The following is a 19,411-nucleotide window of genomic DNA, read 5'->3' as shown; positions in this document are numbered from 1 at the left end:
GATTGCTCATGTCACCGCTCCGTTTTCGGATCCGTGAATCACGCAGCGCTCGGAAAATCAATGCATCCTGACCCTAACACCGGGCTTTTTGCGTTCCGATCAAAGGTCGTCGAAATTGCTCAGGCGCCGATCTCTTCATGGTCGGTCAGGCATTCGGAATGGTCGCGCAGTACCTCGAGCACACGGCAATCAGAAGTCTGTCCGCCGCTGCACTCATGCACCATCCGCTTCAATTCCGTCCGCAGCGCCTCGAGCCGCGCCAATCGTTGCTCGACCTGTTTGAGTTGCCGACGGGCTATTGCATCCGCCTCAGCGCAGGACTTTCCCGGATGATCGCTGAGATCGAGGAGCTCACGGATCGCGTCCAACGAGAACCCCAGTTGCCGTGCGTGCCGGACGAATGACAAGCGGTCGAGTTCGGCGTCGCCATAGCGTCGTTGGCCCCCCTCGGTCCTGCCGGGCTCAGGCATAAGTCCGATCTGCTCGTAATACCGGATGGTCTGCACCTTTGTTCCGGTCTTCTTCGCCAGCGTCCCAATCGTCAGCATTTCCGCTCCCCACATTACCTACAGTGGGTGTAGCTTTATGCGGTGCGCATCACAAGCTTCACCCGAGTTTCACAGATCGGTGATTGTTGGCCGATCGATGACAATCACGCTTGAACCTACAGTAGCTAGAGGATGTAAACGCACACAAAATATAGAATCAGGTTCGGGCGGAGCGGCGTGAGGCTTTCAGGTCTTCAGAAGGTATTGTGGGTGTTGGCGGGCGCGGCGGCGTTCGTTTTCATCTGGCTGTTGCTATGGTCCGACTACCGTGCCGATCTTGCCCGCACCGAGAGTGAACCACCGTTTCTTGCTGATTTCGAACTGACCGATCATCGCGGCATGGTCCAAACGGACGAAGATTTCGCAGGGCGCTGGATGCTGGTCTTCTTTGGCTTCACCAATTGCCCCGACGTCTGTCCGACAACACTGTCCGAAGTCGCGGCCGTGATGGAGGGCCTGGGCGATGAGGCAGCAATGGTTCAGCCGATTTTCATAACGATTGATCCGGAGCGGGATACGCCGACTGCACTTGCCGAGTATGTGCCCCTGTTCGACGCAGGGATCATCGGGCTGACCGGTACACCGGAGCAGATCGCCGCGACATCCGAAACCTTTCCGATATTCTTTGAGCGGATCGAGCAGGCGACTGCGCCGGGCGGATACACGATGGGTCACACGTCGCATCTTTTCCTTTTCGACACGCAAGCAGGCTTCGCGGACTCCTGGCCCTACGGCACGCCCGCCGAAGAGATCCTCGCCGATCTGAGACAGAGGATCTGATCGTCATGACCCGACTTTCCGGAGAGACGGCCCTTGGCCTGGCCTGGATCATCGCGCTCACCGCGTCGCTTGCCGTGCTCTTCATCGGCGAGGTTCTGGGGCAGACACCTTGCGTGCTCTGCTGGTTCCAGCGTGCCTTCATGTTCCCCTTGGCCATCATCCTCGGGCTTGGGCTGTGGTGGCAGGATCGGCGCGTGGGTCGCTACGGGATCGCGCTGGCTTTGGGCGGTGCCGCCGTCGCGCTTTGGCACTTGGGCCTCTATGTCGGCGTTATCCCCGAGCGTATCCAGCCCTGCACGGCGACCGGCCCATCCTGTACCGACGACAATCAACTGGTCTTCGGCATTCCGATTCCTTTGATGGCGCTCGTCGCCTTCGCGATGATCGGTCTGCTGTCGGCTCTCTCACTGAAGGAAACACAAAAATGAAACGACGCGGCCTCATCCTGTCCGTTCTCGCGCTCGGGGTCGCCGGTTTCGGCGGTGCCGCCTGGTATGCCACCCGCCCCGACCCGATTGCCGCGTCCGATCCCATCGACCCTGAAATGGCCGACGCGCTGATCCGACCCTATTCCCCGATCCTCGGGCCCGAGGATGCGCCCGTAACCATCGTTGAATTCTTCGACCCGGCCTGCGAGGCATGCCGCGCTTTCTATCCGGTCGTCGAGGATATCATGGCGGAGCACGGAGACGCGGTGCGCGTTGTAATCCGCTATACGCCTTTTCACGGCGAGGCGTCGGTAGAAGCGATCCGTGTGCTCGAGGCGGCGCGCATGCAGGACGTGTTTGAACCTGTGCTCGAGGCAGTCTTGCGAGAGCAGCCCAGATGGGCGTCTCACGGGACCCCGGCACCCGGATTGATCCTTGAGATTGCAGCAAGCGGAGGTCTGGATGTCGAAGCTGCCCGGACACAGATGCTGGCCCCCGGTGTTGTGGCGGTGCTCAACCAGGACCGCGCCGATGTCGAGACAGTCGGGGTCCGCCAAACGCCCACGTTCTTCGTGAACGGCAAGCCTCTCGATCCGTTCGGTGAGGCCGAATTGCAGAGGCTGGTGGCAGTGGAAGTTGCGGCAAGCCAAAGCTGATTTGCGGAGGCAGGAGAAACGAGTGGTGAAGAAGTTGAGATATACCAATGCATTGGCCGTGCTTTTGACGGTTGCAGGGCTGTCGGCCCCCGCACTGGCCGGTTCGGAGGATGTCGTGGTCGAGAATGCGTGGTCCCGCGCCTCGATCGGCGTCAACAGGCCAGGTGCCGCCTATATGACCGTGCGCAACACGGGTGAAGACGCCGTTACGCTGACCGGACTTGCGACACCGCTGGCAATGATGCCCGAGATCCATGAGTCGAAAACCAACTCCGATGGCGTCAGTTCCATGGCGCCTGCAGGCGAGATCACGATTGAGCCCGGCCAAAGCGTGGCATTGGAGCCGGGCGGGTTGCACGCCATGCTCATGAAGCTGCAAGAGCCGATGACCGAAGGCGAGAATTTCCCGCTGACACTGACCTTCTCGGATGGCGGCAAGGTGACGGTCGAGGTCCCAATCCTCGGAATCGCCGCGCGTGGACCGGAGGGCTGATGCAACGTCGGCAGCTCCTTCTATACGGCGCAGCCGGTGCCGGCGTTCTTGGCCTGACGCTCTTCGTGGGCTGGTGGCGGGTGGACGGGCCCGGTGCGCCTGAACCAAAAGGGCAGCGGCCCCTGCCCCTATCGGCGATGGAGTTCCGGCTGACCGACCACGAGGAAAATGAGGTAGGGCCTGGCAACCTGATCGGTCGTCCCACAATGGTGTTTTTCGGGTTCACCTACTGCCCGGACGTCTGCCCGACGACCCTATCGGATATTTCCGGCTGGCTTGAGGAACTGGGCGACGAAGCATCAGAGATGAACGTGGTCTTCATCACGGTCGACCCGGAGCGGGACACGGTCGAGGCCATGGCCGAATATGTCGGCTATTTTCATCCGGTCATTCGTGGCTGGACGGGGCCGGAAGACCAAATTGCCCGCGCTGCAGAAGGGTTTCGTGCCTCATTTGAGCGCGTCCCGACTGAGGGCGGCGGCTATACGATGAACCATACGGCAAGCGTATTCCTGTTCGATGCCGAGGGTGAGCTCGTCACCATGATCGACTATCACGAGCAAAGAGAATTCGCGGTGCCGAAGATCCAGCGCGCACTGACAGAAGACGTAGAGGGGGCAACATGAAGATAAGAACTGTCTTGGCGGCCGTTGCGGTCGCAGGCGCATTTTCGGTGACCGCCATCGCCATCTCTGGCGTTCTGTCCAAAGAACCGGTGCCCCCTGCGATTGCTGAAGCGACCCTCTGGACTCCCAATCCGCTTGCGCCGCCTCGGATTACCGAAACCAATTCGGTCCGCCCTACACTCGCCCAGGCGGATATCGCATTCGAGTTCAGACCCCGGCCGCTCCTGACCGTTTCCCCCGCTGATACCTCCTTGCCATCTATCGAGCCCCCGCTGGTCACCTGGTCGCGGGAGATTGCGTCCGGCGAGATGCTTGATGCGGTCCTTTCCGATGCGGGGCTGGATGCTTCGGATCGCGCCGAAATCGCCTTGGCGATTGGCACGGAATACGATCTGCGCCGTCTGCGTCCGGGTCACATCATTACGGTGGTTTCCACAACGGACGACAACCCGCGTCGTGTAGAGCTCGCCGTCGAAGACGGTGTCCGGATAGAGGCGGTCTTCGGCGAACAGCTTGCCGCCCGCGTGTTGGACCCGGATCCCGAATTGGTGACTTTCGCCGGCGAGGCGGTGATCGAGAGCTCGATTTTCGCCGCCCTGAACACGGCAGACATCCCCGCCCGTTTTGCGGTGGACCTGGCGCAGATGCTGGGCGGCACCGTGGATTTCCGTCGTGATCTTGCGGGTGGCGAGACGATGCGCCTCCTTTGGCGCGAGGCCCGAGACGGGAACAAGAGGATTGGTCAGCCCGAGCTTGCCTTTGCCGCACTGGATATCGATGGCTCGGTCTATGAAATCGTCTGGCCGAACGACGGCAGCGGCCAAGCGACGATCTATGTCGACGGAGAAGTCCTGCGCGTGTTTGCGCAACCGGTCGAAGGTGCACGGCTGAGTTCTGTGTTCGGGCGCCGCACCCATCCGGTCTACGGCAATGTACGGATGCACACAGGAGTCGACTTCGCGGCGGCGCGCGGCACGCCGGTACAGGCGACGGCGCCGGGCCGCGTTAGCTTCATCGGCCGACGCGGTGGGTATGGCCGGGTCGTCGAGATCGCTCATGGCTCCGACACCCTGACGCGCTATGCGCATCTGAGCGCCGTACCGGACGGGCTCACACAAGGGCAACGCGTGATGGCCGGAGATATGATCGGGCGGGTCGGTGCGACGGGTACCGCGACAGGCCCCAACCTACATTACGAAGTGCTGGTGGACGGTCGCCCAACCGACCCTCTCTCTGACGACCGATTGGCAGAGGCGGCCGAGCGTGAAGCGGACGACACGGCCGCGCTTGAGCGACTGCGTGAGGCGCGTTCACTTCTTGCTGAGAGGCTCGCCAGCGAATTTGCACAGACGACAACCGAAAGGCTTTGATCCATGAAACGATTTACTCCCGCCCTTGCCATCGCATTTGCCTTGCTTCCTGCGGCGCAGGCCGTCGCAGAGGCGATTCAGATCGACGTCCGGAAGACAAACGGCTGCGGCTGTTGCCTGTCCTGGATGAAGCACCTCGAGGAGAATGGCTTCGCGCCGATGGGCGAGGACATGTTCGGAGGATCTCTTGTGCGCTTCAAACTCGACAATGGCGTGCCGCAGCGCATGGTCTCCTGCCATACGGCTTTGGTCGACGGCTATGTGATCGAGGGCCACGTGCCGGCGGCTGACATCCAACGCCTGCTGGAGGACCGGCCAGACGCGGTAGGCCTGGCGGTGCCGGGAATGCCCTACGGGTCGCCCGGCATGGGACCGGAGGACGACCGGGAGGCTTACGATGTCTTCCTGATCCACGAAGACGGATCGACCGAGGTCTACACCAGCTACTCGGCTCCTGACTGAACTCGCGGCAGAACCTTAACAATTGGAACCCCTCTCCCCCATAGCGCTTGGCTTTCTTGGAAGCCTGGCCGCCGGATCGCTGACCGCGGTCGGGGCGGTCCCCGTTCTTTTTGGGCGCATCCCGTCCCGGGCCACGCGCGATCTGCTGCTTGGCTTCGCGGCGGGTGTCATGCTCGCGGCTTCGTTCTTCTCGCTGATCATCCCGGCTCTCGACGCAGCTGAAGGACAGTTCGACAACGGTGCTCTCCCGGCGGCCATCGTATGTGTTGCGATCCTGCTTGGCATGGGCGCGATCGCTCTGATGAACGAACGGCTACCGCATGAACATTTCAAGACGGGGCGGGAAGGTCCCGACGCCGCATCGCTGCGGCGCGTCTGGCTTTTCATCATCGCGATCACTATCCACAATTTTCCCGAAGGGCTTGCCGTCGGCGTCGGGTTCGGGGCTGACGGTTTGTCGGGCGGGTTGCCACTTGCGATCGGTATTGGATTACAGAATGCCCCCGAAGGTCTGGGGGTGGCGGTTTCGTTGCTCGGCGAGGGCTATTCCAGGCTTCGCGCCTGGGGCATCGCCGCTCTGACCGGTCTCGTCGAGCCCGTCGGTGGACTTCTCGGCGCAGGGATTATCAGTCTTTCGCAACCGCTGCTGCCCTGGGGTCTCGCCTTCGCAGCAGGTGCGATGCTCTACGTCATCAGCCACGAGATCATTCCGGAAACCCACCGATCCGGCCATCAGAACAGGGCGACGCTCGGCCTCGCCGTTGGTCTTGTGATCATGTTGTTCCTCGACGTCTGGCTGGGATAAGCTGATGAGAACTTGCCTCTTCGTCGGTCTGCTTGCTGCGCTGATCGCCTTTCTTGTCGATCAGGCAACGAAGGCAATCGTTGTGTCCAATGCGACTGTTCTTAGTTCCGGCGTATCGGTCTTTCCCGGCTTCAATCTCATCTACCTGCGCAATGACGGAGTGACCTTCGGGCTTCTCGGCGGCGCGCCGTGGTGGAGCCTTGTCTTACTGGCGCTTGGCATCTGCGTCTGGCTGGCGTTCATGCTGGTCCGTACCAGCAGCCGGGTCGAGGCCATTGCCTATGGTGCGATCATCGGCGGTGCACTCGGCAATATTCTGGACCGCCTGCGCTATCGTGCGGTGACGGATTTCCTCGATTTCTACATCGGGACGGCGCACTGGCCTGCCTTCAACATGGCCGATGTTTTTGTGGTTGGCGGCGTGATGCTGCTGCTCATTGCGCCGTGGGTTGGCGCTCGACTTCAGACCGATTCATGAAGCCGGGATTGCCGCAGTTCGTTAGTGAGGACCTGAACCTGTTCCAGCGCATGGGTCTTGCCCTTGCTGCCGGCGGATTGACGGTTTTGACTCTTCCGCCGTTTTCTTGGCTCATCGCGGTCCCTGTCGCCTTCTCCGTGCTCTTTATCGTTCTCCGGAACATCTCAACCTCGCGCGCTTTCCTTGTCGGTTGGGCTTTCGGACTGGGCCAATTCGGGATTGGAATTTCCTGGATCGCCGAGAGCTTTTACGTCGATGCCGAACGTTTCGGCGCACTGGCGATTCCGGCGGTCGCGGGTCTGTCCGCCGGACTTGCCATCTTCCCGGGCATGGCGGCGATGCTTTTTGCCGCCATCATGCAGCGCCGAGCTGTCGGCGGCATTGCGGCGGGCCTGCTGTTTGCAACCTGCTGGGTGGCCACGGAATGGCTGCGGGGTCATGTCCTGACAGGGTTTCCCTGGAACCTTGCCGCTTATGCCCTTGTCGACTATGCCGCCCTGCGCCAACCCGCCGCCTGGGTCGGAAGCTACGGTTTGGGCTTTCTCACGGTCTTCATCGGCATATTGCCAGGTGTGTTGACTGTGGCGGCGCCAAAGAGACGCGCGCCTGTTCTCGTGCTCTTCGCCGTTGCTGTGGCGGGTTTCTGGGTTGGCGGTGCGCTTCGGTCAGGGCAGGACGTGCCGCCGACAGACGTTGCTTTGCGCATCGTCCAAGGCAATGTGCCACAAGTCGAGAAGTGGGTACCGGGCAGCCGCCAGCGAACCTTGGAAAAATACCTGGGCTTGTCCGCGCAACCCGGACGTTTCGATTTGCTGCTTTGGCCGGAAACGGCCTTCCCCGGCTTTCTGGACGAAGATGCTGCGGCACGCGCGCGGATATCTGCAGCTTTGCCAGACGGCAGGATCCTACTGACAGGTGCGCCTGACCGAGTGGAGGGCGATGGGGGAACCAGATATTTCAACACGGTTCAGGCCTATGACGGCAGCGGCGAGGTTCTGACGGGGTATGCAAAACATCATCTTGTTCCGTTCGGGGAATATGTGCCCCTGAAAGGCTGGCTGCCCATCGAGCGGCTGACCGAAGGGTTGGGCGATTTCACGCCGGGACCAGGGCCGCGCACGCTGGCGATCCGTGGCGCGCCTCTGGTCGCGGTGGCGATCTGTTACGAGATCATCTTTCCGGGCCACGTGGTCGATGACCTTTTCCGCCCCGACTGGATATTCAACGCCACAAATGATGCCTGGTTCGGAACCAGCATCGGACCCGAGCAGCACCTCGCCTCCGCGCGGATGCGCGCGGTCGAGGAGGGACTTCCCGTGGTCCGGGCGGCCAACACTGGGATATCCGCGATCATCGACGCCAATGGAAATGTCGTCGCGCGTCTTGATACCGGGGAAACAGGCACCATTGATGCCGGCCTGCCGGGCGCGCGTACTCCAACGCCCTATGCGCGGTTCGGCGACTGGACCTTGTTGGTTCTTGTTTTTGGGTGCTGGGTCTTCGGCTGGCTGGCCAGTTTGCTCGGACGAGATCCCGATGCGCGGCATTTTGGAACGGAGGTATCCTGATGCTTGTGATCGTGAGCGCTATCGGAGGCGCGATCTGGGGTGGCTATCTGGCACGACGGAGGAGGGGGAATCACCTGGATATCCTCCAATATGCGGTAGCGTCTGCGATCGCCTTCGGACTTGTCGCCCTGTTTGCAACCATCGTGCTGTCGCGGGTTCTCGGCTAGCGAGCTTCGAAATTGCGCAAACGTGTCAGCGGCTTGAAGACCTGATAGCTCGAGGTCCCGATAGAGAATCGCGCGAATGTGCATCTAGGCGAGCTCATTTCTGATTGAGCCGTCGCTCGAACGCCTCCAATGTCGTCCCGCTGACGTGATGCTCGATCCCTTCCGCATCGCGTTCCGCGGTCTCTTCGTCGATTCCCAGGCTCAGAAGAAAGGCGACGACGACCCTGTGGCGGCGTCGACAGATCTCCGCGAGGTCCTGCCCGGCATCGGTGAGGAATATCGCGCGGTATGGCTCCCGCCGGACCAGACCAGCAGCCTTGAGCCGCGAGATGTTCTTGGTCACGGTCGGCGGCTTCACGCCAAGCCGCTCGGCGATCTCGACCGGTCTGGCCTCCCCGCGCGTCTCGATCAGTTCCGCGATCAGTTCGACGTAATCCTCCGCCATCTCGCTTTCATGTGCCTGACGCACGGTCGCAAAGCCATCGGCCTGCGCCTCGGGAGCCCGGTCGACCGCTTCGAATGGCTCACGCCCTTGTGATTGTAGCTTTGTCATACTCGGGACTTTGCAGCGAAACAGCGGGATTGACAACTTGTTTGCTTCGGGTAGATAAGTTAGCCATGTCTAACTTTTTACTTTGGAGGCCGTGGTGATGCGAAATATTATGAGAGTGCTGCTCGCCACACTCGCAAGTGCGCTCCTCCTGTCCGGACCTGTCGCCGCGACGCCGGCCAAGGAGGCGCCTTGGCTTCCCGAGGCAGCGGCCTACCGTCTGACGCTCTTTCTTGGAAATCTCGAGCCTCTGCCCTGGGACGACATCGAGACCGCCTGGACGGAACCCTACCGGGGTTCGGAATTCTCTGTCGGGGCGCTGGCGTGGCTGGACCGCAAAAGCGATATCGAGCTACCGAAACCGCCGGATCAATGACCGTGCGCCAGTGCTCCTTTCGCCATCTGCTCGCCCACCGGTTCTCCGCCTGAAGGCCCGGCCTCAACCTGATGGCCGTTCAGGAGCCGAAGTGCGTTGGCGACCACCAGCAGAGACACGCCTACATCCGCAGCAATGGCGCCCCACATTGAGGCCATACCGAACGCGGTCAGCCCGACGAACAGCGCCTTGGTCGCCAGCGATATGCCGATATTCTGGTGGATGATCGTCATGGCACGGCGCGAATGGCCGATAAGCCAGGGTACCTTGCCGATGTCGTCGGTCATCAGCGCGATGTCGGCCGTCTCGATCGCGGCATCCGATCCGACAGCGCCCATGGCGATGGCATAATGCGCCCGCGCCATGGCCGGTGCGTCATTCACACCGTCGCCGATCATCGCCACCATGTCGTGGCTTTCGACGAGTTCCTCAATGGCCGTCACCTTGTCTTCTGGCAAAAGTTCGGCGCGCACCTCGTCGATGCCGACTTCGGCTGCCACCGCGCGCGCGGTGCGTTCGTTGTCGCCCGTCAACATCACGATGGTCTTCACACCCTGCGCATGCAGACGCGCAACGATCCCCTTTGCATCTGGGCGGATGCGGTCGCGAAGCTCCAGTACGCCGGTCACGCCGGTCTCGTCACCCACGGCAACGAGGGTGCTCCCTGCCCCTTCGATCCGATCCCGCAGATCCGCCGGAATGGCATTGCCGAACCCCTTCTCTTCGGCGAAGCGATCCGAGCCGAGCCAGATAGCGCGCCCGTCGGCGCGTCCTTCCAGACCGCGCCCGGGCACGGTACGGGTGTCCTCTGCGGCAGACACGGAAACACCATCGGCTTCGGCGCGCGAGAGGATGGCGCGTGCCAGCGGGTGTGAAGACCGCGCCTCCAGGCTTGCTGCCAGCGCCATGAGATCGCGTGCGGAAACGCCGACCAGTGGGTGAACCGCCGCCACCTCAGGCTCGCCCATGGTGATCGTCCCGGTCTTGTCCATCGCCAGTGCCGTGGTCCGCCCCGGCGCCTCGACATAGGCGCCGCCCTTGATGAGCACCCCCGCCCGTGCCGACGCGGTCAGCGCTGCCACGATGGAGACCGGCGTAGAAATGACCAGCGCGCAAGGACATGCGATGACCAGAAGGACCAGAGCATTGTAGAACCAGTAGTCCCAGGCGCCGCCGAGCAGCAGTGGCGGCACCAGCGCGATGGCGATCGCCAAAGCCATCACGATGGGTGTGTAGATGCGCGCGAACTTGGCCACCCACTGTTCGACCGGCGCGCGGCGGGCATGGGCATCGCCCACCATGCGAATGATTTTCGCGAGCACCGTGTCCGAGGCGGCCTTCGTCGCCCGCACCGTCAGTGTGCCCTCGCCGTTGATCGTGCCGGCATAGACCTCGTCGCCTGGTTCCTTGGGCACTAGCGCGCTTTCCCCAGTAATTGGGGCCTGATCGACGGCCCCTGCCCCGTCCACGACCTCACCGTCGAGGGGGATCCGGTCGCCGCCGCGCACGATAAACCTTGCATTGACTGCCACGGCCGCGGCCGGAACGTCGGATTCAGATCCGTCGTCGTAAAGAACCCGCGCCGTTGGCGGCGCCAGATCGAGGAGCGCGGAAACCGCATTACGCGCCCGCCCCACGCTCCAGCTCTCAAGATAAAGCGAAAGCGAGAAGAAGAAGGCGACCGTCGCGGCCTCAAAAAACTCGCCGAGGCCGATGGCGCCCGCGACGGCCACCACCATGAGCAGGTTCATGTCGGGGCTAAGCCTCCGCGCCGAAGACCAGGCCTTGGGCGCGACAAGCCAGACGCCAAAAAGAATCGCGACGGCGAAGATCCCTGCTTCCACCATAGGCATAGGCACCTCGCCATGGCCCGCAAAGAGCCCGAGCGCGCCGCCCATGCCGGTCTCGACAATGTGAAAAAGGAATCCCGCCGCCCAGAAGCCGCCGCTCAACGAGGTAAAGCGCTTCTGACGTGCCAGATGCGCCGCCTGGTCCTCTGCTGCGTTGTCGGCATCCCATGGCTTGGCGCTCATGCCGGTCGTTGCGACCAACTGCGTGACTTCGTCGTCTGGTATCCTCTCGGCGCTATCGAGGATGGTCATTCGCCCGTTGATCACGTCGAATGCCAGGTGTTCGGTTCCGCCCACTTTCGGCCCGACAACCCGGTTCAGGATCGCCACCTCTTCGGCGCAATCGAGCCCGGAGACCTGAAAGCTCCTTCCGCCAGACGGCGCTGGCGCCGTGGACGCGACGTCCTTGCTGGCGTCGCAACAGGAGTTGCCTCTTGGGTCAGAATGCTCTTGATCACCCGGATGGCCGTGATCGTTGCGGTTGCCGTCGGAAGACATGGATTGACCTCAGGATTCATTGATTCCACATTGACATAGCCCCTACAGTAACTAGAGCTTCAAGGGCAACAAGTGGATATTCGTCCAGCAAGAAAGGCGCCCTGCGGAGGCTTGAAGCTAGCCGCCCCCTTGAAACGACGCGGTTGGAGCAACGCTTGCCGGTACGAAGCGATCAGAATGAGTGAGGTAGACATGCAGAAACGAAACGCGCCGATTATCGCAGCGACATTGGTGCTTGCTGGCTGCGCGGTGCCAACGCTGGACGACGGCGGCGCTCGCAACGAAGTGGGAAGTGTTCCCGAGGCCGTCATTGCCCTTGCTGCGCCTGGTCAGGATCTCACCACGGCGCGGCTTCGTCCCGAGGATGGCTGTTATTGGTATGAACACAGCGGTCCGGTGGAAAACACCTTGGTTCCGCTACGCTCGGCAGGTGGCAACCCCATCTGCACTTCGCGCCAGTCCTGATCAGCCCATAGATGCGTCAAGCCCACGCGTAACACATGATGCGCCAGTCAACTTCTCGGGGTGACGCTGTCTTCCGCCGAGTACAGGAATGCCGTCGAGCCAATCTCGACGTTGGGATAGAGATCATTGATGTGTGCCATGACCATTCGGACGCAGCCGGAACTCGCACGGCCGCCAATGCTTCTTGGATACGGTGTCCCGTGAATCCTTAGATAGGTGTCTCGGTCGCCGACGAAGAGATAGAGGGCTCGCGATCCGAGCGCGTTTTCAGGTCCGGGTTCCATACCGTCAGCGATATCGGCGTAAAGCTCTGGGTCGCGGTCGATCATGTTTTGTGTCGGCTGCCAATGCGGCCACCTGACCTTGCGCTTGATCGTATAGGTGCCCGGTTCGTAAAGTTTACCGCGCGCGATCGCCACGCCATAGCGCATCGCCGTGCCGCCTTCTTCGATGTGGTAGAGATAGCGCGCAACAGCATCGACATGGATATCACCGGGTACAAGTCCGTCCTTCGCGAGGACCCGCTGTGGCAGGAAGCGAGGGTGAAGGCCCCAAGGGTTGGACGTGGCCGGGTCGTAGCCGGGAGGTGTAACCTGTGCGTCCCAAGCTGCCTTCTGCGCATCGGTAGGCCACGTGTCTGCAAGGAGCGGGCTGGATATCGATGCCGAAAACAGCGCGGTGGTCGTCTGGATGAAATGTCGTCTTGTCAGCATATAGATTGCTCCGTTCACGCATTGGACGGCAAACCGAACCTTACCCCGAACGCAGTGTTGTTCGCCCGGGAAGGAGTGAGGCGTTATTGGCAACTTGCTCCATGGTGCCGTTCTTTGTCGGTGGCTTAACTCCTAAAGCTACTAGAGGTTCAAGAAAATTTTCTGTTATCAATAGACGCTGCTACTAATGGAGCTATCCGATCCGTCCCAGAACCGGAAATACGTCGAGCATCCAGTATGACAGCGCGCTCAACTGCCCTGTCATCATCGCCAGCCCCATCAAGATCATCACTATGCCCGCAAGCTGGTGGAGGCGGCGGCCAACCCGGCCGATGGCCCGCAACCGTCCCGCGATCTGGTCGGTGAATCCGGCCACGATCAGAAACGGTATTCCAAGGCCGGCGGAATAGACGGCAAGCAGCATGATACCTTCGCCCATCGTGGCACTCGCCGCACTGGCTGTCAGGATCGCGCCGAGGATCGGGCCGATGCACGGAGTCCAGCCGAAACCGAAGGCAAGACCGAGGACATAGGACGCAGCGGGTTGGCCCCCGGGGATGTTGAGATTGAATCGGAAGTCGCGTTCCATGACCGAAACACGCGCGGCTCCTATCATGAAGAGCCCGAAGAAAATGATGATGCCGCCCCCAACGAGGTTGAGTTCATACCGCCACCGAAGCAGGGCCTGACCCATTGCAGTCGCGGATGCGCCAAGTCCCATGAAGATGGTGGAGAAGCCGAGGACAAAACACAGGCTCAGCCAGACCGCGCGCGACGGCGAAGCGCCGACCACCCCGCCCTCAGCGGCTGTGCGCCCGGTTACGTAGGAGACATAACCTGGCACAAGAGGTAGCACGCAGGGGGACAGAAATGATATCGTGCCGGCTAGGAGGGCGGCGGTGAGGGCGCGCGCCAAGTGATGTCTTCGTCGACCCAGATCAGCAGGGACCCCCGCTTGCGCAGCGATGCGTTGTAGCTGGACCAGTTGGTCGTACGATAGCGGGCGGGAGATGGGTTGCTCATGGAATGCGGCTAACAGCATGGGTTCGCGAAGGGAATCCTGAGGCGTCAGACTTGTGCAACAACGCCCCGTATCATCGACCTAGTGGTGCCCACATGGCAGGCTATTTCAATGGATAGATTTTTCTCTATCAGTATGCCCGCGGCTCAGTTTGTTAGAAATGTCCTGCTGTTCAGCTTCGCTGCATTACTGCCGGTCCTGTTGTTCTACGTCTTACTGGCTCCGGGCTTTGCTCCGGCTCTTGCTGCCGGCGGACCGGCACTCATGCGCTTACTAAGGCAGGTTGCGACCAACGGTTTGCCCGTGGTTTTTGCCGTCAACTATGTCAGTTTTTTCCTTTTCGCTATGACAAAGCAACCAAAGGCGGGCTCAAGAGACACGGCGTTTTTCGTGCTGGTCGATGTCTTGCTCAGAGCCCTTCTCTTTCCAGGTCTCCACGTGCTGATATACGTTCTATCTGCCGACTGGTTCGGGTCATTCGGCGGCAATCGTTCAACCGCTTTGGCGGTTGTATCCCCGACTCTTGCGCGTTCGGCATTTTTCGAGAACATCTCCGGCGTTTACCTCTATGCGACTATGATAAGCGCGTTGCCGCTCTACGTCTCGGCTTTCGGGCGGTCGGAATTTCTTGGACCGGTTGTACGTCGCTTGCCCATGAACACGGGCGTGATGCTGCTTGCCCTGGCTGCGTTTGCCTTGTCGGTCGGGCTGATCACGATCGGCGCACAAGGCATCGCATCTCTTCAGGCCAGGTGATGGCAGGCTAATCACCGTGGGCGTGGGCGGGGGCGGGGGCGACTTGCGGTGCCACCCATTGCGACAAGTAAACGCGCTCGAAGGCGAACACAGCGATCATCCCGACAGCGGCGTAGAGAACGATCATCGGGTCGCTTTGAAGCTTCATCACGGTGAAAGCTGCCAGTACTATCGCATCGAGCGCCAGGGCAGTCAAAAGCACGATACCGAAGGCGCCGACGTCTGCTCGACGATAGCGGAACACGCCCCAATGTATGATCATGTCCATGACGAGGTAAAAGAAAGCACCGAGGGATGCGATCCGGCCTAAATCAAAGAGCACGGCCAACGTCGCGGCGATGACGACAGTATAGACCAGGGTGTGGCGTTGGATGGGACCTGGCATACCGAAGTGGCTGTGCGGGATCATTTCCATGTCGGTCAGCATCGCCAGCATACGCGACACCGCGAAGACGCTGGCCAGAACGCCGGACGCCGTTGCGACAGCGGCCAGGATCACCGTGAGTATGAAGCCGGTTTGTCCAAGGGCGGGCTGCGCCGCTTGTGCCAGCGAATAGTCACGCGCTGAGATGATCTCCTCGATCGTGAGACTCGAACCGACCCCGTAGGCGACCAACAGGTAGACGACGACGCAGATTCCGATAGAGAACATGATCGCTCGGCCAACATTGCGATTTGGTTCAGTGATCTCGGCTCCGCTGTTGGTGATCGTGGTGAATCCCTTGAACGCAAGGATGGCCAGCGCCGTAGAGGCGATGAACCCCGTGAGCCCGTAGGATTGTGAGGTCTCGGACGCCGCGGCGAACGCAAAACCACTGGACCACAGGGCCGCGATGCCAAACAGAGCTATGCCTCCGATCTTGATCGCGGCCATGATCAACGAGAACAGCCCGACCGAGCGGTTTCCGGCCATGTTCACCAAAAAGGCGAAAACGATCACGGCCACAGCCAGAGCGGGGACCAATGGGCCACCTTCGATATCGAAAGGGCGCAGGACATAGGTGGCGAAGGTTCGCGCGACGAGGCTTTCCGCGATCACCATGCTGAGCGCCATCAGCAGTGCGGCCCCGCCCGCGATGGCTCCGGGGCCATAGCATTTCTGCAGGATCATGGCGATGCCACCCGAGGACGGCCATTTGTTCGACATCCTGATGTAGCTGTAGGCGCTGAAGCTTGTGACGACCGCGCCGGCGATGAATGCAAGCGGGAAAAGCGGGCCGGCGAGCTGCGCGATTTGCCCCGTCAACGCAAAGATTCCAGCGCCGATCATCACGCCTGTCCCCATCGCAACGGCTCCGCCCAGACTGATGGAATTTTCGCGGTACGTTTCTTTTTCGCTCTGCATAAATGGCCCCCTTTTAATTTTGGTTCATCCGAACGCTGTTGCGCGCTTCTAGATACGAACGCCGCGAAGGCGCAGCGAATTGAGCACCACCGAGATTGACGACGCGCTCATGGCGAAGGCAGCAAACATCGGACTGATGAGGATGCCAAAGAAGGGAAACAGAACTCCCGCCGCGACCGGCACGCCGGAGGCGTTGTAGATCAGCGCGAAGAACAGGTTCTGGCGGATGTTGCGCATCGTGGCCCGGGCGAGCCGCCGCGCACGCACGATACCATCAAGGTTGCCCTTGACCAGCGTGACGCCCGCGCTTTCGATGGCCACATCGGCGCCGGTGCCCATGGCGATGCCGACATCGGCCTGCGCGAGCGCGGGGGCGTCGTTGACGCCATCCCCGGCCATGGCGACCTTGTGGCCCGCCTCTTGCAACTCAAGGATGATCCGCGCCTTGTCCTCCGGCAGCACGTCGGCCCGGATCTCATCGATTCCGAGCCGCGTGCCGATGGCCTTGGCCGTGCGTTCGTTGTCGCCGGTCGCCATGATGACGCGGAACCCCAGTTCATGCAGATCCTCGATGGCTTCTGGCGTGGTCTCCTTCACTGGGTCGGCGACAGCAACTAGACCGGCGATCTCGCCATCCAGCACAACGAACATGACCGTCTCGCCTTCGTCGCGGCGGGCATTGGCCTTGGCGGTCAACGCGCCCGCCTCGAGCCCCAATTCGCGGATCATCGCCAAATTGCCGAGCGCGACCGCTTTGCCGTCAACGACCCCCTTGACGCCCTTGCCAGTGACCGCCTCGAAGTCCCGTGCCTCGTCCATTTTGACATCTCGCTCCTCCGCACCCCTGACGATCGCTTCGGCCAAGGGGTGCTCCGATCCGCGCTCAAGCGATGCGGCGAGACGCAAGACCTCGGCTTCGTCGTGGCCGGGTTGCGGGAGTACGTCGACAAGCCGCGGCTTGCCTTCGGTCAACGTGCCGGTCTTGTCGACGATCAGGGTATCGACTTTCTCGAACCGCTCCAGCGCCTCGGCGTTCTTGATCAGCACCCCTGCCTGAGCGCCCCGTCCTGTCGCTGTCATGATCGACATCGGTGTCGCCAGGCCAAGCGCACAAGGACAGGCGATGATCAGAACCGCCACCGCCGAAATCAATGCGTAGGAAAGCGCAGGCGCGGGCCCCCAGATCGCCCAGGCGATGAAGGACAGGACCGCGATACCGATGACGGCCGGAACGAAATATCCCGCCACCTTGTCGGCGTATTTCTGGATCGGGGCGCGCGAGCGCTGCGCGTTCGACACCATCTCGACAATTTGAGCCAGCATCGTGTCGGACCCGACACGCGTCGCCTCCATCACCAGACTGCCGGTGCCATTGATCGTCGCGCCGGTCAGCGGGTCGCCCTCGGTCTTCTCGACCGGCACGGGTTCACCGGAGATCATGCTTTCGTCGACCGAGGACCGGCCGTCCAGAACCACGCCATCGACCGGCACCTTGTCACCGGGCCGCACGCGCAGCCGGTCCCCGACTTGCACGTCCTCCAGCGGGATTTCCTCCTCGGATCCGTCGTCCCGGATGACCCGCGCGGTCTTTGCCGCCATGTCGAGAAGCGCGCGGATCGCCTTGCCGGTCCCCTCGCGGGCGCGTAGTTCCATCACCTGGCCGAGCAGCACCAGCGTCACGATCACCGCCGCCGCCTCGAAATAGACGCCGACATGGCCTTCGGAGTCTCGGAACCCATCAGGGAATATGTCCGGTGCGAGAACGGCAACGACGCTGAAGAGCCAGGCGGCAAGAACGCCCATGCCGATCAGGGAGAACATGTTGAGGTTCAATGTGCGGAACGAAATCCATCCGCGTTCCAGAAACGGCCAGCCGCACCACAAGACCACTGGCGTTGCCAGGATCAATTCGATCCATTGTGTGGTGCTTTCGCCAAAAAAAGTCCGGACTGCGGGGAAACCGACGAATGGCCCCATCGTGAGGACAAGGAGCGGGATCGTCAGGACTGTGCCGACCCAGAACCGCCGTGTGAAATCCACCAGTTCGGGATTTGGACCTTCATCGCCCGGCACACCGGATTCCAGTTCCAATCCCATACCACAGATCGGACACGCGCCCGGATCAGGCTGCCGCACCTGAGGGTGCATCGGGCAGGTGAAAATGGGACCATCATGTCCTGTAGGAACCAGATCATATCGGCCATCGGCCGGCGTGGCACCCGCGTGGTGTTCGTGATGATCATGTGCTGAATGGACCTCGAGCTCCGATTCCGGCACGAGGTGCATCCCGCATTTCGGACAATTGCCGGGCTCGTCCTGCCGCACCTCAGGGTGCATGGGGCAAACGAATACCGAAGAAGCTGCTGTGGTTTCAGAACTGTCGGGAGTGCTCATTTTGCGGTCCTTTCCGAGAATGCTTCTCTTGCCTAGGGCTTCCATCCGCGGGAGGGTCAAGAGAGATCAGTACGGCGATTACATTGCGGCTCTGCGGGGTGGCGCTGTCCGGCCCCGTTCCCGCCGGGCGAACACGATCAACGCCAGCCCGACCAGCGCCATTGGCATGGAGAGCAACTGGCCCATGGTCAAACCCCACTCACCAAAATGAAGCGCATGGCCGATCGGGTTGTCCGCCGTTACAAATTGTTGGTCCGGTTGCCGGAACATCTCGACGAAACTTCGGGCAAGACCATAGCCGGTCAGAAACACGCCAGCCAAGGCACCGGGCATTTTCAGCCAGCCCCGGCCCCAAGCGAGATAAATGAGCAGCATTCCAAGAATGAGCCCCTCCAATAGCGCCTCGTACAGCTGGGACGGGTGTCGGGCGCAGAGGCCACTAATCCCTGGGCAGGCCTGCGCGACTTCGCCGGGAAAGATCACCGCCCAGGGAACGTCCGTCGGCCGCCCCCACAACTCATTGTTGGTGAAGTTCGCCAGCCTCCCAAGAAACAAGCCTGGCGGTGCCGCCAAAGCCAGCAAGTCGCCAGTGCTGAGCAAAGACGCGTTCTGTCGAAGGCAGAACAGCAAGGCAGCGATGACAACGCCCGCGAACCCCCCGTGGAAGGACATGCCGCCTTGCCAGACCATCAGAATTTCCAAGGGATTTGCGAGATAATATGCGGGCTGGTAGAACAGTACAAAGCCTAGGCGACCACCAGCAATCACGCCGATGATGATCCACGTCAGAAGATCTTCGATCTGCGTCCGGTCAAGCGGCGGTCCAACTGATGTCCAGAGCGCGGGACGGCTTATCGCACTCAAACAAATGCGCCAGCCAATCAGGATACCGAAGATATAGGCTAGCGCGTACCAGCGGAGTGCGAATGTGACCCCCCCGATGTCGAAGGAGATGAGGTCGGTTCCAATATCCGGAAATGGCAATCCCGCTGGCAGCACTGGGTGAGTTCCTCATCAGGAATTTACGTGGGGATTAGATGGCATTGATCGAGCACCGCTAAA

At 61.3% G+C, this 19,411-nt stretch carries 21 protein-coding genes and 1 pseudogene; 13 read left to right on the top strand and 9 right to left on the bottom strand.

Going from position 1 to position 19,411, the window contains the following annotated elements; all coding sequences use genetic code 11:
- Positions 1-119: 119 nt before the first annotated feature.
- Positions 120-548: a MerR family transcriptional regulator gene (locus tag PXK01_RS18900; protein WP_007803476.1), complete on the bottom strand. Its 429-nt coding sequence runs from the start codon at positions 546-548 to the stop codon at positions 120-122.
- 213 nt (positions 549-761) lie between these two features.
- Between PXK01_RS18900 and PXK01_RS18895 the strand changes: the two genes are divergently transcribed.
- From PXK01_RS18895 to lnt, 10 genes are read left to right on the top strand one after another with little or no spacing between them, the layout of a single operon-like run.
- Positions 762-1,328 (top strand): SCO family protein, encoded by a 567-nt coding sequence (locus PXK01_RS18895; protein ID WP_007803475.1) that lies wholly within the window; start codon positions 762-764, stop codon positions 1,326-1,328.
- 5 nt (positions 1,329-1,333) lie between these two features.
- A complete protein-coding gene (locus PXK01_RS18890) occupies positions 1,334-1,756 on the top strand; it encodes a disulfide bond formation protein B (protein ID WP_007803474.1) in 423 nt (140 codons plus the stop codon).
- A complete protein-coding gene (locus PXK01_RS18885; protein ID WP_007803472.1) occupies positions 1,753-2,412 on the top strand; it encodes a DsbA family protein in 660 nt (219 codons plus the stop codon). Before PXK01_RS18890 ends, PXK01_RS18885 begins: the two co-directional genes overlap by 4 nt.
- Before the next feature lie 22 nt (positions 2,413-2,434).
- A complete protein-coding gene (locus PXK01_RS18880) occupies positions 2,435-2,905 on the top strand; it encodes a copper chaperone PCu(A)C (RefSeq protein WP_008327335.1) in 471 nt (156 codons plus the stop codon).
- Positions 2,905-3,531 carry an SCO family protein gene (locus tag PXK01_RS18875; RefSeq protein ID WP_007803468.1) on the top strand — a complete coding sequence of 209 codons (627 nt, stop codon included), beginning with the start codon at positions 2,905-2,907 and terminating at the stop codon, positions 3,529-3,531. The genes PXK01_RS18880 and PXK01_RS18875 overlap by 1 nt, the downstream gene beginning before the upstream one ends.
- Positions 3,528-4,901: a M23 family metallopeptidase gene (locus PXK01_RS18870; RefSeq protein ID WP_050686157.1), complete on the top strand. Its 1,374-nt coding sequence runs from the start codon at positions 3,528-3,530 to the stop codon at positions 4,899-4,901. Before PXK01_RS18875 ends, PXK01_RS18870 begins: the two co-directional genes overlap by 4 nt.
- 3 nt (positions 4,902-4,904) lie before the next feature.
- Positions 4,905-5,363: a DUF411 domain-containing protein gene (locus PXK01_RS18865; protein WP_007803465.1), complete on the top strand. Its 459-nt coding sequence runs from the start codon at positions 4,905-4,907 to the stop codon at positions 5,361-5,363.
- Positions 5,364-5,385: 22 nt separating this feature from the next.
- Complete coding sequence (locus PXK01_RS18860) at positions 5,386-6,168, top strand: ZIP family metal transporter (protein ID WP_050686155.1); 783 nt, start codon at positions 5,386-5,388, stop codon at positions 6,166-6,168.
- 4 nt (positions 6,169-6,172) lie between these two features.
- Positions 6,173-6,646, top strand: coding sequence for a signal peptidase II (gene lspA / locus PXK01_RS18855; RefSeq protein ID WP_007803461.1), 474 nt, complete (start codon positions 6,173-6,175; stop codon positions 6,644-6,646).
- Entirely contained in the window at positions 6,643-8,214 is a 1,572-nt protein-coding gene (lnt, locus tag PXK01_RS18850; RefSeq protein ID WP_274861262.1) for an apolipoprotein N-acyltransferase, read from the top strand. Before lspA ends, lnt begins: the two co-directional genes overlap by 4 nt.
- Positions 8,215-8,475: 261 nt before the next feature.
- On the opposite strand, the gene mntR is transcribed toward lnt, so the two are convergent.
- Entirely contained in the window at positions 8,476-8,934 is a 459-nt protein-coding gene (mntR, locus tag PXK01_RS18845; protein ID WP_008327326.1) for a manganese-binding transcriptional regulator MntR, read from the bottom strand.
- Positions 8,935-9,031: 97 nt separating this feature from the next.
- Between mntR and PXK01_RS18840 the strand changes: the two genes are divergently transcribed.
- On the top strand, positions 9,032-9,307 hold the full coding sequence (locus PXK01_RS18840) for a hypothetical protein (protein ID WP_012187175.1): 276 nt from the start codon (positions 9,032-9,034) through the stop codon (positions 9,305-9,307).
- Here PXK01_RS18840 and PXK01_RS18835 read toward each other — a convergent pair.
- Entirely contained in the window at positions 9,301-11,655 is a 2,355-nt protein-coding gene (locus tag PXK01_RS18835; protein WP_207287124.1) for a heavy metal translocating P-type ATPase, read from the bottom strand. The genes PXK01_RS18840 and PXK01_RS18835 overlap by 7 nt on opposite strands.
- A gap of 177 nt (positions 11,656-11,832) precedes the next feature.
- Between PXK01_RS18835 and PXK01_RS18830 the strand changes: the two genes are divergently transcribed.
- Entirely contained in the window at positions 11,833-12,120 is a 288-nt protein-coding gene (locus PXK01_RS18830; protein ID WP_369817429.1) for a hypothetical protein, read from the top strand.
- 47 nt (positions 12,121-12,167) lie between these two features.
- Here PXK01_RS18830 and PXK01_RS18825 read toward each other — a convergent pair whose 3' ends face one another.
- From PXK01_RS18825 to PXK01_RS18815, 3 genes and pseudogenes are all read right to left on the bottom strand, one after another.
- Positions 12,168-12,833 (bottom strand): L,D-transpeptidase, encoded by a 666-nt coding sequence (locus PXK01_RS18825; RefSeq protein WP_007803448.1) that lies wholly within the window; start codon positions 12,831-12,833, stop codon positions 12,168-12,170.
- Positions 12,834-13,026: 193 nt separating this feature from the next.
- Positions 13,027-13,749 (bottom strand): cytochrome c biogenesis CcdA family protein, encoded by a 723-nt coding sequence (locus tag PXK01_RS18820; RefSeq protein WP_007803446.1) that lies wholly within the window; start codon positions 13,747-13,749, stop codon positions 13,027-13,029.
- Positions 13,737-13,856, bottom strand: a pseudogene (locus PXK01_RS18815) (IS5/IS1182 family transposase); the annotation flags it as partial. The pseudogene PXK01_RS18815 and the gene PXK01_RS18820, both read right to left, overlap by 13 nt.
- A 109-nt stretch (positions 13,857-13,965) precedes the next feature.
- On the opposite strand from PXK01_RS18815, the gene PXK01_RS18810 reads away from it, so the two are divergent.
- Positions 13,966-14,610 carry a hypothetical protein gene (locus tag PXK01_RS18810; protein ID WP_007803445.1) on the top strand — a complete coding sequence of 215 codons (645 nt, stop codon included), beginning with the start codon at positions 13,966-13,968 and terminating at the stop codon, positions 14,608-14,610.
- A 7-nt stretch (positions 14,611-14,617) separates the two neighbouring features.
- Here PXK01_RS18810 and PXK01_RS18805 read toward each other — a convergent pair whose 3' ends face one another.
- From PXK01_RS18805 to lgt, 3 genes are all read right to left on the bottom strand, one after another.
- Positions 14,618-15,955 carry an APC family permease gene (locus PXK01_RS18805; protein WP_007803442.1) on the bottom strand — a complete coding sequence of 446 codons (1,338 nt, stop codon included), beginning with the start codon at positions 15,953-15,955 and terminating at the stop codon, positions 14,618-14,620.
- A gap of 48 nt (positions 15,956-16,003) precedes the next feature.
- Positions 16,004-18,292, bottom strand: a complete 2,289-nt coding sequence (locus PXK01_RS18800; protein WP_222864283.1) for a copper-transporting P-type ATPase — start codon at positions 18,290-18,292, stop codon at positions 16,004-16,006.
- A 135-nt stretch (positions 18,293-18,427) separates the two neighbouring features.
- Positions 18,428-19,348 carry a prolipoprotein diacylglyceryl transferase gene (gene lgt, locus PXK01_RS18795; protein WP_050686145.1) on the bottom strand — a complete coding sequence of 307 codons (921 nt, stop codon included), beginning with the start codon at positions 19,346-19,348 and terminating at the stop codon, positions 18,428-18,430.
- Between the last annotated feature and the right edge of the window lie 63 nt (positions 19,349-19,411).

Origin of the sequence: Phaeobacter sp. PT47_59 (assembly GCF_028890025.1) — a bacterium.
GTDB lineage: Bacteria > Pseudomonadota > Alphaproteobacteria > Rhodobacterales > Rhodobacteraceae > Phycobacter.
The sequence above is the reverse complement of the archived record's forward strand: the minus strand, read 5'-3'. Positions and strand labels throughout refer to the sequence as shown.